Here is a 14,807-nt window from a genome sequence, read left to right as displayed (position 1 = left end):
GCATTGATTTATTATTTGTTTTTAAAAGTATTGATTACTTTTTTCTCTGTATGTAATTAAACATATTTATGTAACAGTAAGGCAAAGGGAGAAAAAAGAGCATATATCCTATGAAACAAAAGAAATGGCAATTTCACCTGAGAGGAAAAGCTGTTTTTTTATAAGATGTTATAAACGGTTCTGCCCAGCTTGAAACACTGCTGTAGAGGGCGGCATATATAATGGAAGAAACCCGGATTAAAATGAAGGAGAATGAATAAAAAAACATGAATATTTCGGATTGCTACACAACAAAAGAAGCGGCTGAACGCCTTGGGAAATCAGCCGTTACGATCGGTCACTATATACGAACTGGAAAACTGACACCTGTAGAGGATCTTTGGGGCGGACACCGGGGGCATTTATTTGAAAAAAGCGCGGTGGATCAGCTAAAAGAGGAGCTCGATCAGGAACAGCCGAACGGAATGATGACAGGAGAAGCTGCTGCTTATTTAGGTGTAACGAGAGCCACACTGCAATCTTACCTCCAAGAGCAGCTTATTTCTTTCGAAAAAACGACCTGGCGCAGCCGGGAAGTTGTAACCATCAAAAAAGTCGACTTGGATTTGTTTCAAGAAACGCATAAAGAGCGCCTTGTAGAAGACCGCCTTAAGCAGCGCTTGTTTTATGACCGTAAAAAGCAGATGGCTTTTTACCAGCGCTTTTCTTCCAGCACGATTCAGGAAGCACGCCTCACTTGGAACGCTCAGAAAGAATGGATGTTTTTCATCCAGGATACTGGCGCCCAGCTATCATTTGAAGAAGGCATTTATAAGCATGATCTAACCCCGGACTACACACTTTCTTTTGGCAAACGGACTGGAACGCCCGGCTACGCAAAGCTGTCGCTGCCTTTACAGCTGTCCTTTACCCGACAGTTTCTGGATCTTTTATACGAGCAGTTTGACTTATCCAATGTTTATATGGATATACGGCAGGAAGAAAACATTATCATCCTTTACGTTAAGGATATGCTATTAAATGCAGTGGAAAATGCGGAAATACTTGGCCATTTTTTAGAAAGTAACATAGAAGAGGGCTTTGCAGCAGCCAATAACAGCCAAATCCGGCTCGAATCGGCCGAAAAAAGCCTATCTATTTACCTGCCGGCTGATATTAAAAAGAAAATCAAGCAGGCAGCAACAGAACAAGGAACAACCATGCAGGAGATCTCTAAAAGAATTATTATGGATTACTTTAAATAGTTAAATTGGTATGTGAAGTTTATAAGAAAGAGCTGAAAAATCTCGGTATAGTAAGGTTTTATGGCACCTTACTTTAATTTACACTTTGTAGTTTCCTGTAGGCTCCCCCATTTATTTGTGAGAGAATGCGGGGTGACATTTAAAAATTTTTGGCAGGCGCTATAGTCCACTAAAGAGTCCCTTGGGGAGTGCAAACAAAAGCCCTGGCTAATGCTGGAGCTTTTACTGTTATACCGCCGCTTCCTCTTTAAAGGGTACAGTTAGAAAAATGCGGCTTTACAACGTTAAGTAAATTCTAACCAAAAAAGTTGAATTCTTTACCGTACAGGAATTCAACTTTTTTGGTTGTCTTGTTAAAGGAAAGCCCCAGTTAATGTAGGAATATAAAGGTCTACATATTGATTAAGTCGGTACCATATGAATTGTCGATTGCACAAAGCCATTCACCTTGTGAATTTTTCTTAAACACATATGTTGCCCTTCTATCCATTGAAAATTCCGATTCATTTTTATCGGCATCAAGTAGCGTTTGGGAAATAACTAATGCGGTGTCTCCAGTTTCTAAAATAATCATTTCCCCCTGGGTTGGGACAAGACTGTTATTAAAATATTTCGCAATCTTAACAAATGCTTCTTTTATTTCCTCTTTACCTCGTGCAATCATTCCAGGCTTTACAACCAAGATTGCATCATCAGTGTAGTAACTCATAAGCGTATCAAAATCTTCCTGCTTTATTGCAATGTCACACTTTTTGATAAACTCCTTTAATTCGTGTTCCATAGTCTACCTCTCCTTATCATAATTAATCTGTATATATTCTCCAGTTAAAACTCAATATCCTTCTTAAACTCAACTGCACCGTTAGCTTAATAAGAAAACCATAATACTTTACCCCTAATTGTTATAGTCCCTGTTCTCAAACATTGGCTTATGGTCTAACAATAAAAACCCGTATCGGACTTTTTCCAATACGGGTCTCTTTTAATTTCACTTTTACTCTTACCGGTTATCGAAAAAATAAAATTAAGAAGCTCTTCGTGATTATGACTGTTTATTATTTTTTTGATTTCTCTAATTCACCTTCAAAATAACTGCTTTCATAACTTGGATTATCATACAATATCAAATATTCTTGATAATCTTTTATCGTCCTTTTATCCTCTATCTGGATAGTTATTCCCTTCCAGCTTTTTATTCGTTTTGAATGTATTGGTTTTTTACACCAGTTTCACTATTTTTTCATTCTTTACTTATTTGATAAACTGCTCCACTCCTAACTTATATTGAAAAATATCTGTTCCTTTTTTATGCAATCTTACTAGTATTTGGGTTCCACAATCGGCATAACGAGTTTTTCGAAAATAAATTTTTCCCTGATCTTGTTTAGCTACTTTTTCATTTTTTCTATAGTTATTTACTTTTTTACCGTCAGCACCAGCCACTCCAACTATTGTAGCTACTTCTTTCCAGTTTGCTTTAACAAACTTCCCAGCTTGCGGCCGGTGAATTATAACTGTATCAACTATTGCTTTCATCGGAATTTTTTCCTTTATTTTCCTACTCGGATAGTATTTGCTGAAAATATTTCTACTATGCTGGTTCCATTTGTTAACCGCCAATTTTTAACCAAATAAAAAAGACCAGAAAAATTGGTCTTTTTTGTATGTCTTCTTAACCTAATGCATTATGAATTACGACATACCTTCTTCGATTGTTTCAACAAGAATAAACAGAAAATGATAGATGAGGCCTAAAGCATCGCCCAAAGACATCTCTTCCTTAAATCCTTCTACACTATTCAAGGAAAAATTGACATCCCATAGTCCATCATCTTGGTTGAACATTAAACTGTATGTTCCAACCCCTCCTTGGAGTTCATTATTTAAGTAAGCCTTTAATACATTCCCCATTTTCTTCTGGAATTTCAAGCCGAACAAGGCATTGTATGTTCCGAATACATCATCGACTTCCAATGAAAGTGTCTCAACTCCAATTAATTCAAACCATGAAGATTCAACGTAAAGGAATTCGCTTTTATTGATTTTTAGGTATTCAAGGGGTTGTAATAAAAAGGCAGCTGATTCTTCCGAAATCAACTCTTCGTTTTCTTTATTACAGCGCTCGATATAAGCGTCAGCAAAGCGAGTAATATTTTCTTTCTCTACTATAGTAAAATCTTTTATCAAGTGATGCCTTTCTGCATATTCCTTTTCCTCTTTAAACAATTCAACCTTAGTCTCCCTTAAAGCTTTTGATATGTATATTTCCATTTGTTTTTTTAACATGGTGAGTGTCCTCCTAGTGTCTTTTTATACCTGTTTCATTCAATCATAGCATATAAACCACGGTTAAAATATCTGTAACCGTGCAGGATTATTCCGGCATATTTAAAACTTCTAGTTACCATAGTCACAATACCTATTAGGATGTCAAGAACTACGAATACAGTTTTAACAAAACGCTAATTTTTTCACATCCCTTATTAATTAATAGTACGCCAGCGTATCACAGAAAAAACCGGGCTTTAACAGAGCCTTGTTTTAAGAAATTATTTTATCCGAACTGGATTTAATGTAGTCTCTTACATTCCTTTTATATACAAATGTTTTATAATTTTACTAATATGGGTATTACGATCATAGGGAGGGAGTATAATGAATTATACCCAAGGCGCTTTTTGTGACTTACTTGCTCGCATTGATAACCTTCGCCATTTAATGATCGTTGCTGGGCAGCAATACGGCCTCAATAGCCCAGAAACGTTACGTTATAGCGAACAATTAGATGATCTTATATTTCAGTACCAACTTCAAAATAGGTGATTTACTTTAAAGCTGTATAACTTTCCGGCTTTTTTATTTATTTATGAAAATATAGTTTCTTTTTGTTCCAATTGGGTATATATACCCTTATAACAGAAGGGTGAAGGGCTAAAGATGTGGAAAAAGCGAAAGAAAGTATCGATTCTTTATTCCTGGAAATAGAAAGGATTCGTGAATTACTAAACGACGCCATTCGATCATATGGAATCTCCAGCGAAGAAGCATTATATTACAGTGAAGAATTGAATAAACTGATTATTCATGTTCAGCTTCACAATCGAAAAACTTCTTGCTATACATAACCTACGTGCCAAATTACGCAGCCAGAGCTTTTCTGGCTGTCTTTTTCATTACTTACCATTGCAAAACATATATTATTTTCGGAAAGAAGGAAGCAGGTTAGTCCTTCCTTCTCCTGTACATAGTTAACACACTATTGATTTCAAATCCAACTCCAAAAGAACGAAACCGTTTCTGTAGTCAAGTTCCATCTTATCTTGAATTTTTTGTGATTATTTTTTCTTCGCTCATGATGTTACAGTCAGGTATGGGGCGGGGGTGGGAATACCAGCGATTTCCTAAAATCAGATTTCATCAATAAGCTGCCTTCGGGTGGCATTTCTATGATTCATGATGCACTCGTCTATGGTATGCACTTTGTGTTTATCCTTTTGTTTTTTATCGGGATAGCAAATTTTGTTGTTACTCTATTTTCACCTTCACACAAAAAGGTAATGGATCAGCAAAAGCAGGTTCAACACTAGACGTTAAGCCGCCATTTGCGGCCGCTTTCGCTATCTAATTGCTAGAAAATACGTAGACATATTGTAAGAGTAAGAAGAAACATACTTTTTAGTTTTCTTAAGATGAGAAGAAGCTGGGTGATTTACTCAACAGTACGTCCGTATTGTATAACTTTATTACCTTGGCTAACACAATAAAGCGATCTTTTCTTTACTGAAAGATCGCTTTATTGATTATTTGACGCCGATTACTACGCTACGCTTATCGCATTAGAGCAAATTGCCGCCATCTGGTTCGGTGTCGATATACTGGTCTCCCATGGGTGCCTGATTCCTGTAACTGCTATCTGCGGTGTTGACCCGTTGGATCTCACGAGAAGAAATCTGGCGTCCATAGTGATCGGATTAGTCGTCACAACCATTGTTGCAATGTTTTTAATATAAACTCCTATAAAACCTGCCCCTCATTCAGCAAGGATACGTTTACTCAAATGAAAAAAAGAGAACTCTAAGCAGTTCCCTCTCTATAATTATTTCCATTAACTGCTCAGCTCGGAACTTAGCTCATTTACTTGACTTAAATACGTTATGACTCTTTGTTCTCTTGTTTCATCATAAAACAATTGATTTCGATACCAAACAGAAAAGTCCTTATCGTTCTTACTGGAGTTGCATTCGGTACAAGCTGGAATAATATTTCTCTTATCAAAGCCGCCGCCTTTCGAAAACGGAATAACGTGTTCGAAGGTTAATTTATTTCTTTTTCCGCAATACGCACACTCATTGTCAAAGTAATGGACGGCTTTCTCCCATTCAGAATCTGTTAAAGAAAAATCCCCACGTTCTCGGTGCCTTCTCTCTTGCGCCTCTTTTGCTCCATTCTGCATTCTCTTTTGCTTTGCTGCAGCATATTTGTATAACTCCTGAACGTCGATCAGTTCTTCGAAGCCGGTCAGCTTTTCCTTAGGATGGATCATCGAAATAAAATACGCCGCTTTTTCTTTTTCATAATTATCATTCGCTTCTAAGTACAGAACAACGAATACTTCAACCATTTGTTCAACAGTTACAACCGCGTTTTTTTCACCTAAGGTGGCATAATAATGACTGATGAACGACTTTTGCTTTTCTGTTAAGTTCATTTCACCTCACCTGCCTTTAAGTTATTTTTACAAATACAATTAGCACTTATTCGTTTTTTTAAATTCCCGCTTGAAAATGTATCCTCACCTGTATTAACTCGTTATACAATCTCGGTTATGCCTGTACAATAAAACATTTATATATAACCCCCTCTGTGGCGAATCACCGAAAAAAGCATTCGGTAAAATGCTTCTTGTTTACTGCGTATATACTCAATAGGATTTGCAGGCCAAAAAACGGATTTATGTTTCCATTTTTTATAAAAAATGCCCTCCACTAAAACTTCTGCTTAAATAAAAAAGTAGGCGAAAGAAACCTTATTCATCTTCTTGTGGCACATTTGGGGGCTCAATTGTCTTATCTGTAAAAAGTGTCTTACTTGCATAAAATCCACCTTATCTACTTCAAGCCAGGCAATAGCTTCTGAATCGAATTATCTAGAATATTATTAACTCTAAAGTTTTTACCTCATTCGAAACCTGTCCCTTTATGAGACAGGTTTTTTTCTTTTATGCTGATTCTGCTTAATAAAAACTTATCTAAAGCAGAAAAATGGCAGGAATTTACTTATAAGGTCTGTCATCTATTAAGACACTCAGGCAATCAACCGTGCTGCCCTTCCCTTTTCTCCGGCTGCAAGAGTGGCAAGCTAAGATATTCACCCATCACTTTTGCATGCCGATTTTTATGCTTGAACAATTGAATCTGCCTTTTGATAAACGGTTGGCCGTTAATAAAGCGGCAAAGCTATTTAATGTGGAGTATTCTCTTACGGAAGAGCGCCTTGCTTTATGGGAGATTCAAATGACGGGCGTTATGTATGGAAAGTCCCTTTCTCTTTTATACTGTAGGATTTTTCGACAAACAAGAATAGAATCTGTTCTTTTAAGAGATAAAAAGCACCAAAACAGTTGGCTTCTATTCCTCTTATTTACAAATTTATATTGTTTTAGATTTGATGATATATTATAATCGATTTTCGAAAATAATTTGTAATTCCCAGTGAGAAAGGCAGTGTTTTCATTGTTAAGTCAGCTAGAACAAAAGTTTTATCAATTACGTCATAATTTTAATCTTATTTTTATCGCTCTTATTGCTTTTATCATGTTCTCTCACGGCAGCCAAAAGTTATTTGGCTGGTTTGGCGGAAATGGTATTGAAAAAACAGCTCTTTTATTTGAAAGTCTCGGCTTGGCACCAGGAGAACCATTAGTTATCCTAGCCGGTACACTAGAGCTTATTTTTGCGGCAGGTTTATTATTTCCTAAAACCCGTGTTTTTTCTGGCTTAGGGATAATAGTTTTTATACTATTTGCTGGACTAAGATCCTATGGTTCAAACTGGTTTCTTTTCGGTGGTTACGGCTGGGAATTTGCCTTTTTATTAATCATTTCTCTTCTAGTTTCCATTTCATCCACGACTAAGAAAGTTTCGTCTTAACATAACATTCATTGAGTCTACATATAAAGAACAATATTAAAAAAGCTGAGCCATAAAATAGCTCAGCTTTTTCATATCTTTCTTCTACAAGCGAAGTTTTTGACTTGGAACATGCTAGCTTTAGTTAATTTGTTGAAAGAAGAAAAAATTTTTGCTTTTAAAAAATTATTTAAACCTGTCGCTGCGTCCCTCTGTTTGTCTCACTACTCTCTGGCTCATTTACATCGATATTTTTAACGATCTGTCGTCTCAAACTGCTGAAGCTGCACTGCCAAAAACGGCAGCCAAAATAACCCCTGAACCGTTTCTGTTTTTTACTTAGCTTTTTTTATATCATAAATCGGAATTTTAATGGTAAAAACTGTTCCTTTATACGGAGTACTGGAAACAGAAAGATTCCCTCCGTGTAACTCAATAATTTTTTTTGACAGCGACAATCCCAAACCGGTTCCGGTGTCCTTTGTGGAGAAAAAAGGGTCAAAAATATATTTCAACTGTTGGTCATCTATTCCAATCCCATTATCTTTGAATTGAAAAATAATACTATTCTTTTCTTGCGTGCAGACTAAACTAATCTCCAGGTCATTACTTCCTTTAGATTCCACTGCGTTATTAAATAAATTTATAAATACTTGAATGAGTTCACTTTGATTTATAAGAATAAGCGTACCTTCTAAATCCTCACTAACGCTTACAACTAGGTTCACTTTCTTAAGAAGAGCTTCACTGTCCAAAAGCCTCTTAAAATGCGCTACTAAATCACTTACCAGCTTAGGTTCCTTTGTCATCGGCGATGGCTTCGAAACCAATAAGAAGTCGTTTATAATTTTATTTGCCCTGTCTAACTCTGGTATTAACAGTGTACGAAATAAGTTAGGATCTACCTCTAGCTCTCCTTGTCCCAACAGCTGCAAATATCCGCGTACTGTCGTTAATGGATTTCTAACTTCATGAGCAATACTTGCTGATATTTGTCCGATCATATTCATTTTCTCTGCCTCTTTTAAATGGTTTAAGAAATGAAAAAAACCAACGACCCTCAGTATATTGCCATTATCATCATATATTATTCTAGTATTGATAATTCCGTAGTTCGAGTCTAAAATCTCTGTGTTATAAAATTCTTTCCCGGTATTCAGTGTTTCTAGCAGTTTAATGTCCTTTTCCTCTATTTTTAACAAGTAAGAAATGTTCTTACCAATTACGTTTTCTTTCGTTTCATTTAAATCAATTAACGTTTGTGCGTTACAAAGTGTAATAATTCCATTTCTATCGATAAAAACAATGTGATGGGGTACTACATCTAGGAGTGGTTGTAAAAATGTTTCCAGCTGCTCAAATTTATATCCAATCGACGGATAAACTAAATCGCTTTTTTTAGTATCTTCTACATTAACTTCCTTCATAACAATAGATCTGTCATTTTTATTTTTGAGAATTCTGATATTTGTTTTTTTATCAATATAATCTATATCTACAGGGAGCTCTGTGACTAATCGTTTATACAGCTCTAATTCTTCTTGAATTGACTCAAGTTTATTAAAGTTTCCTTTATACTTAGACACATATTTCAACTCCACTTCTCGATCTCTTTTGATGGGTAAACTAAAAAATTATTTATCACTTAACTGCAGTTGCATACATTGTAGGTATTGCTTTATTATTTTACCCACCCTAAAAGTTTTAATTCAAAAAAACACTTACATAAAAGCAGAAATACTACATTATACCGTATTTTCCTGTAGATAATTTATCTGATTTCAGACAGGTTTTTCTTTTATGGCGACCAGGATAAATGAAAACTTATCTAAAGCAGAACAATGGCAAGAATTTGCTCATAAGGTTTGTCATCTATTAAGACACTCACTCAGGTAATTAACCGTATCACCCTTCACTTTTGCATGCCGGCATTTATGCTTGAGCAATTGGATCTGCCTTTTGATAAACGGCTGGCCGTCAATAAAGCTGCGGAACTTTTTAATGTTAAACAATCTTTCGCGAAGAGCGGATGATTTTGTTTTCATCTCAACTTTAAGCGGAGAACCATGCGCAGATTTGTGTTACTGCACTGCTTTAAGAAGATTTGTGAGAAAACGGGGTTAAAACACATTGCGCCATACACAGGCCACTCTTTTAATTAGTCAACGGATTCCTGTTAAGGCCATTTCGGATCGTCTGGGTAATACTCCGCAAATGATTTAGATGTTTACGGCCATTCAGCCAAAAAAATTGAAGAAGACTCTATACAAGCTTTTGGAAACCTAATGAATATGTAATTGGGGGAGCTTTTTAAAAAAGTTCCCTCTACCTCTTGATACAAAGAGATTCCGGAACATGTTATGGATTACTTTAAATAACGAGGTGAAAGAAAAAGATCCCTAAAAAACGGCTTTCTATTAAAAAAGCCGTTTTTTATATATATTTTCCTTTGCTGTTCCCTTTTTAAGTTTACATAATAAATTTATTGTTAATAACAATCAGATGGTTTCATACAAAAAAACACCTTTACGCAAAAATAACGTAAAGGTGTTTTGATCTTTCATACTCTACCGGCTTTGTGACATTGAAAGAATTATTTATTTTGCCTGATGATTTCATACGGTGAGTTTATACCGCTCTTCTTCCTGGCTTGCTCTGCTCTTTTTCCTGCTTCGTTCTAGTAAACAAGCTGATAATATATCCGCCAAGTCCGCCTGCAATCGCAGGGAAGATCCAGCCCAGCCCGATTCCATAAAGCGGAAGATAATTTGTGAAAAAAGCATCGATAGCTGAGATATTCAAGCCAGCTCCTTTTAAACCATCCATAATACTCACTAAAAAGGTTAACAACATGCTGCCTTGATACACATGGGCATGTCCTTTAAATAAAGGATGAAGAAACGTCAAAGCGATCAAGACGATCGCTAATGGATAAAGAACTGTCAATACTGGTACAGAAATTGAAATTAACTGAGCCAGACCAATATTAGCGATAACTGCACTAAATACACATAGTACTACGGCAATCGTTTTATACGGGATGTTCGGAAACAGTTTGTGGAAATAAGCAGAACAAGCTGTGATCAGTCCTACACTTGTTGTTAAACAAGCAACCGTAATCATTAAACCTAACAACACTCCGCCGTATGTTCCGAAGTAGTAATCCGAGACACTTGCCAAAACTGCTCCGCCATTATCTAGACGTCCGACACCCGTTACACTGGCAGCACCCATATAAGATAGAGCTGTATAGATCGCTGCAAGAATAACAGCGGCGATTCCAACCGCTTTTAAACAAACGGTTAAAATATCTTTTCTTGTTTTTGCACCTTTTTCTTTGATTGCATTAATAATGATAATACCAAATACAAAGGATGCAAGTGTATCCATTGTCAGGTACCCTTCCTGGAATCCATTGAAAAAGGCATTCGTTTGATACTTTTCTGCAGGCGCCTGCAGCTTGCCGATTGGGTTAAAGCATGCAACTACTACTAAAATCCCGATAAATGTGATTTTGATTGGTGTAAGGAATTTTCCGACAATATCGACAATTTTCGCTGGATTTAAAGAAAAAAAGCATGTGATGCTATAAAAGATCACTGTGAAAATCAACAAAGGCACAAACGTTGAATTTTCTGACAAAAAGGGTTTTACGCCAATCTCAAAAGAAACACTGCCTGTCCGTGGAATTGCGAACAAAGGACCAATTGCCAAATAAAGAACGGTTGTAAAAACGAGACCGAAAATAGGATGAACGCGGCTCGCTAAGGATTGTAAATCCTCTTTTCCAGAAAAACCAAATGCCATAACCCCTATTAAAGGAAGCCCTACTCCGGTTACTAAAAATCCGGCAGTTGCTATCCAGACATTTGTCCCTGCTGACTGGCCAAGCATAGCCGGGAAAATCAAATTTCCTGCCCCAAAAAATAAAGCAAACAGCATCAAGCCGATTACTACTATAAATGAAAATGGTATTTTGTTTGACACTTAAAAAGCCTCCTGTTGTTACTCTTGTTGTCACAAACCATCCCCTATCATACATCAATTAAATGAAAAGTGTAAGAGTTTCGTAAATATCCAGAAAATTAAATTAATATTATATTAAAATACCTTTTTTTAACTATTTCTTAAAAATTTTACAACCACTTGTATTCTCTTACACATAATAAATACCCCTGCTCTTTTAAGTGATCAGGGGTAGGGTCAAGAAAAATAACATATCGATACAGTCATGTTGGATTTCCTTTTATATGCTTTGTTTTATGGGGTAGAAAGAAATTTTTCAAGTGAATCCAATGCTTTTTCCTCATCGCTCCCCTCAGCAATAAGCTTCACTTCAGTTCCCGGAGTCAATGCCGCAGCCATAACACCCATGATACTTTTAGCGGCAATCACTTTTTCATTACGGATCAGGGTGATGTTACTGTTGAATGTATTCGCTTTTTCAACGAATTGAGCAGCAGGTTTTGATTGAAGTCCTTCTTTTAGTCCGATTTTAACGTTTCTTTCTAACATCGTGCAGCCCAGCCTTTCACATTATATTTTAAAATCTGAAAACGCTTTCTAGATTATTTCCATTTTATCTTATTTTTATACCTTTTCGGAATAGGCAAAGTGCCTAAAGAATTTTCCGCTTCTTTGTGCAAAGCGTACAGTTCTATACGGAATTAAAGCGTTTCCATATTTTTGTTCAAGTTTAAATGTTGTATGATTGGTTGTTGAAACAAGTAAGTAATTCTCCTGATTCAATATGCCAATAAGAATGGCCGCATTAGCAAAAAAACTCTGGCGCGGTTATGTTCATTTCTCTAGCCACCGTCCCCTATCCCTCCTCTTTATTTGTTTTTTATTTTAGCATCAACTTCTGAAAAAGGGAAATTTTTACCTTTGATTTTGTGGATTTTTAATGATGACCCAAAGAAACAAAGTAAAATCCACGGCCTGTACCAGCAAGATAAGACATACTAACAAATATTATTTGGTTTCCCTCTTTATTCGGAAGAATACATATATACAAGTATTTATATATATGTGTATACAACTAAATATAATTTCAAGAAAATATTTTTTTCTTTATTCCGGGCTAAAATAAAGTGAAAAGCAGCTCGTCCTCTTAAAAAGTGACGAGCTGCTTTGTTTATGACTGGTCTGGATAATGATAAATGTTTAGTTTATCACCTTTTAAGGTCGCTAATAAAACGTCTGCTGCCTTTGATTCATTATGAGCTTTTAACTGGCTGTTGAGCCACGCTTCATCTTTACCGCTTTTCTTCAATTCCTCATGGTCTATTTCCCCTTCTTTGATTACGGCCCGTGATAAAGACAGCGGCTTTACAGCCAGCTTCATATCAGCCGGAGTGACGGGTGCATGCTCCGGATGAAGGAAAAAGGAAATCGTTCCGTTCGGTTCCCAAATTGCATGTGAAACTTTCTGGATATCTTCAATTTGGCTTTTTCGCAGCTCAGCCAATAAAATATCAATAGAAATTCTTGCTTTTCTTAAGTTTTGATACCTAATTTTCCCCTGCTCAATCAGCGGATAAGGAGAGGGATCAAGCAGGCGCTGGAATCTTTTCCACTTTAAACCCAAATAAGTGCCCGCAACATACAAAACCACCAACACGACCATAGTGATCATAGAGCCTTTTAATCCTAAATGTTGGTCCGATAAAGGGTGAGCTAAAATATTCCCAATTAAAATGGCCATTACAAAATCAAGCAGCCTTAGCTGCGCCATCGACCGCTGGCCCATTATTTTTGCAGCCAAAAGTAAAAACAAAAAAGCAACAAGCGCTCTTAAAATCCATTGAATGGTTGAAAGAGACTCCTGGGCATGAAAAAAATCCACAAGGTTCACTTCCCCTGTCTTAACTTTGTTAAATGAATACCTTTAGCATTCCCTATTCGTGTAAATTTATGATCACAGATAGTCCAAACAGTGCTTTGTCTGTTCTCCAACAAACCCGTTTTACGCTTCTCTCAATCCCGATTCTCTATTCGACCATAGGATCTGTAAAAGCTATAATTGGACAACGTATTCCTTTACATGCAAAAAGAGCGGCGGAGCATTTCAGTATAGGCCTTTGAAGTATTCTATTCGAGTTTATATAACTGGCTGCAAAAAGAGCAAGGACTTACTGAGGTACAGGCGAAAGCAATCATAGAAGGTTCCCATATGCACGATGATGTTGTATAAGCCTGCGGGCTCTTTTTTTTGCTCACTTTCTTTATTTTGATTTACTTGTAAGTGGAGAGGTGTTTGATTGGGTTATTACTTGTTTTCTTGATTTTTTATTGAATTTTGCACATTGTTAATTATGTACTAAAATGGAACCGCATTTCACTTCTGACTTTTTCACTGCTCTAAGTGGAGACCTGGATGATGATCGCTTATTTCATATTAGATTTCCCATCATATTTTTGTTTTGCGATCCAATAAGCTTCCGCTATAACTATTCGAACCTTTGTATCCGTTTTTCTTCCTAACTATATCCTTCTTTCTGAAAAACTATCATGCCCTGTTGCCTAATTAATATTTTCCAAGACAAAATTCGACAAACTATTCACGTTTCTCTTGGTACAATACTCTTCGGTAAACCAAAAGAAAAACATATAAAAAGGAAAGAAAGCTGGTCAAGCGAGAGGAGCTACTAACATTGAAAGTACTGAAATCTGCACATGACCCAGACTTATACTGTCTGTGGAACAATATTGGAAGAGAAGTAACTGAAGCTGTGGCTTATGATCGAATTATGAAAAGTATCGTAGATGAAGACGATTGGGATCCAGGTATCTTTAAGTGGGTCAGCGATAATAATTTTAATTTTGAGGAATGGCAAGAGATTGTAGTTTCACCAATTACATATACTCATCATGGATGACCGGCTTCTGCTGGTCTTTTTTTAATATTTTAAAATAAACAGGAGAAAAGTATCCTGCTATAAGCCGGATAAATTATTTTTGTTCGGCCTGTATAAGACCCTTTGAACTTGTCCATAATATGCCTATGAGACCCCCCATTTTCTCATACGATAATTCATCACACTGTACAGCCAGAGATCGATCTGGCTTTTTTTTGCATATTTTTCATTAAATGTGGGAAATAATCAGTATCAAGGCGTTAAATAGTTCCCCTACCGTTAACGCACTTGATGCTCCTTTTAGCCTTAGAGCTTGAAAAGCTCCAAGGCTTTTTTTATAGTACTTTATCTGACGGGCTACTATAGTTATACTGTTGATCTGTAAATGTCATGTTTCTTTAGTCAAACACCCCTCACTTGGCTGTCTTCTTACACCGATTTTCCTAAAGGAGCTTTATTATGATCTAACGTTTAGCTTGAAAACGTTTTTGAATCATTTTTATCATCTTCGGCGAGAACACCCCCACTTCAAGCTTGCTAAGTGGGGGATGAATCGCTGCTCTTTCAGTCATTCT

Annotated in this window: 13 protein-coding genes and 1 pseudogene; 6 read left to right on the top strand and 8 right to left on the bottom strand. The window is 36.4% G+C overall.

What is annotated here, in order from left to right:
* The first annotated feature begins 266 nt into the window (after window positions 1-266).
* Window positions 267-1,244: a helix-turn-helix domain-containing protein gene (locus tag L2D08_RS22775; RefSeq protein ID WP_242237678.1), complete on the top strand. Its 978-nt coding sequence runs from the start codon at window positions 267-269 to the stop codon at window positions 1,242-1,244.
* Between the two features lie 391 nt (window positions 1,245-1,635).
* Here L2D08_RS22775 and L2D08_RS22770 read toward each other — a convergent pair whose 3' ends face one another.
* The 3 genes from L2D08_RS22770 to L2D08_RS22760 all read right to left on the bottom strand — a co-directional run bounded on the left by L2D08_RS22770 (window position 1,636) and on the right by L2D08_RS22760 (window position 3,530).
* A complete protein-coding gene (locus L2D08_RS22770; protein ID WP_242237676.1) occupies window positions 1,636-2,025 on the bottom strand; it encodes a YybH family protein in 390 nt (129 codons plus the stop codon).
* Window positions 2,026-2,495: 470 nt separating this feature from the next.
* Complete coding sequence (locus L2D08_RS22765; protein WP_242237674.1) at window positions 2,496-2,780, bottom strand: hypothetical protein; 285 nt, start codon at window positions 2,778-2,780, stop codon at window positions 2,496-2,498.
* A gap of 156 nt (window positions 2,781-2,936) precedes the next feature.
* A complete protein-coding gene (locus L2D08_RS22760) occupies window positions 2,937-3,530 on the bottom strand; it encodes a branched-chain amino acid aminotransferase (protein WP_242237673.1) in 594 nt (197 codons plus the stop codon).
* A 369-nt stretch (window positions 3,531-3,899) separates the two neighbouring features.
* On the opposite strand from L2D08_RS22760, the gene L2D08_RS22755 reads away from it, so the two are divergent.
* From L2D08_RS22755 to L2D08_RS22750, 3 genes and pseudogenes are all read left to right on the top strand, one after another.
* The gene (locus L2D08_RS22755) at window positions 3,900-4,067 is read left to right on the top strand and encodes an aspartyl-phosphate phosphatase Spo0E family protein (RefSeq protein WP_242237672.1); all 168 of its coding nucleotides are present in this window, start codon (window positions 3,900-3,902) and stop codon (window positions 4,065-4,067) included.
* A gap of 116 nt (window positions 4,068-4,183) precedes the next feature.
* Window positions 4,184-4,369: a Spo0E family sporulation regulatory protein-aspartic acid phosphatase gene (locus L2D08_RS24620; RefSeq protein WP_375337636.1), complete on the top strand. Its 186-nt coding sequence runs from the start codon at window positions 4,184-4,186 to the stop codon at window positions 4,367-4,369.
* Window positions 4,370-5,065: 696 nt separating this feature from the next.
* Window positions 5,066-5,254, top strand: a pseudogene (locus L2D08_RS22750) (hypothetical protein); the annotation flags it as partial.
* A gap of 95 nt (window positions 5,255-5,349) precedes the next feature.
* Here the strand turns inward: L2D08_RS22750 and L2D08_RS22745 are convergent.
* Window positions 5,350-5,952 (bottom strand): HNH endonuclease, encoded by a 603-nt coding sequence (locus L2D08_RS22745; RefSeq protein WP_242237670.1) that lies wholly within the window; start codon window positions 5,950-5,952, stop codon window positions 5,350-5,352.
* A 1,024-nt stretch (window positions 5,953-6,976) separates the two neighbouring features.
* Here L2D08_RS22745 and L2D08_RS22740 point away from each other — a divergent pair.
* The gene (locus L2D08_RS22740) at window positions 6,977-7,393 is read left to right on the top strand and encodes a DoxX family protein (protein WP_242237668.1); all 417 of its coding nucleotides are present in this window, start codon (window positions 6,977-6,979) and stop codon (window positions 7,391-7,393) included.
* A gap of 314 nt (window positions 7,394-7,707) precedes the next feature.
* Here L2D08_RS22740 and L2D08_RS24390 read toward each other — a convergent pair whose 3' ends face one another.
* From L2D08_RS24390 to L2D08_RS22720, 4 genes are all read right to left on the bottom strand, one after another.
* Window positions 7,708-8,958 carry a two-component system sensor histidine kinase NtrB gene (locus tag L2D08_RS24390; protein WP_242237667.1) on the bottom strand — a complete coding sequence of 417 codons (1,251 nt, stop codon included), beginning with the start codon at window positions 8,956-8,958 and terminating at the stop codon, window positions 7,708-7,710.
* A gap of 1,042 nt (window positions 8,959-10,000) precedes the next feature.
* On the bottom strand, window positions 10,001-11,359 hold the full coding sequence (gene brnQ / locus L2D08_RS22730; RefSeq protein WP_242237666.1) for a branched-chain amino acid transport system II carrier protein: 1,359 nt from the start codon (window positions 11,357-11,359) through the stop codon (window positions 10,001-10,003).
* A gap of 273 nt (window positions 11,360-11,632) precedes the next feature.
* Window positions 11,633-11,887, bottom strand: coding sequence for an HPr family phosphocarrier protein (locus tag L2D08_RS22725; RefSeq protein WP_242237664.1), 255 nt, complete (start codon window positions 11,885-11,887; stop codon window positions 11,633-11,635).
* A 622-nt stretch (window positions 11,888-12,509) separates the two neighbouring features.
* A complete protein-coding gene (locus L2D08_RS22720; protein ID WP_242237662.1) occupies window positions 12,510-13,220 on the bottom strand; it encodes a DUF421 domain-containing protein in 711 nt (236 codons plus the stop codon).
* An 808-nt stretch (window positions 13,221-14,028) separates the two neighbouring features.
* Between L2D08_RS22720 and L2D08_RS22715 the strand changes: the two genes are divergently transcribed.
* Complete coding sequence (locus tag L2D08_RS22715) at window positions 14,029-14,253, top strand: hypothetical protein (protein WP_242237661.1); 225 nt, start codon at window positions 14,029-14,031, stop codon at window positions 14,251-14,253.
* Window positions 14,254-14,807: the final 554 nt, after the last annotated feature.

The sequence above is a fragment of the Domibacillus sp. PGB-M46 genome, assembly GCF_022668875.1.
Lineage (GTDB): Bacteria > Bacillota > Bacilli > Bacillales > Domibacillaceae > Domibacillus.
The sequence above is the reverse complement of the archived record's forward strand: the minus strand, read 5'-3'. Positions and strand labels throughout refer to the sequence as shown.

Coding starts and splice junctions, on each gene's coding strand:
- L2D08_RS22775 (WP_242237678.1), top strand. CDS start 267: ATGAATATTTCGGATTGCTACACAACAAAAGAAGCGGCTGAACGCCTT.
- L2D08_RS22770 (WP_242237676.1), bottom strand. CDS start 2,025: ATGGAACACGAATTAAAGGAGTTTATCAAAAAGTGTGACATTGCAATA.
- L2D08_RS22725 (WP_242237664.1), bottom strand. CDS start 11,887: ATGTTAGAAAGAAACGTTAAAATCGGACTAAAAGAAGGACTTCAATCA.
- L2D08_RS22755 (WP_242237672.1), top strand. CDS start 3,900: ATGAATTATACCCAAGGCGCTTTTTGTGACTTACTTGCTCGCATTGAT.
- L2D08_RS22745 (WP_242237670.1), bottom strand. CDS start 5,952: ATGAACTTAACAGAAAAGCAAAAGTCGTTCATCAGTCATTATTATGCC.
- L2D08_RS22760 (WP_242237673.1), bottom strand. CDS start 3,530: ATGTTAAAAAAACAAATGGAAATATACATATCAAAAGCTTTAAGGGAG.
- L2D08_RS22765 (WP_242237674.1), bottom strand. CDS start 2,780: ATGAAAGCAATAGTTGATACAGTTATAATTCACCGGCCGCAAGCTGGG.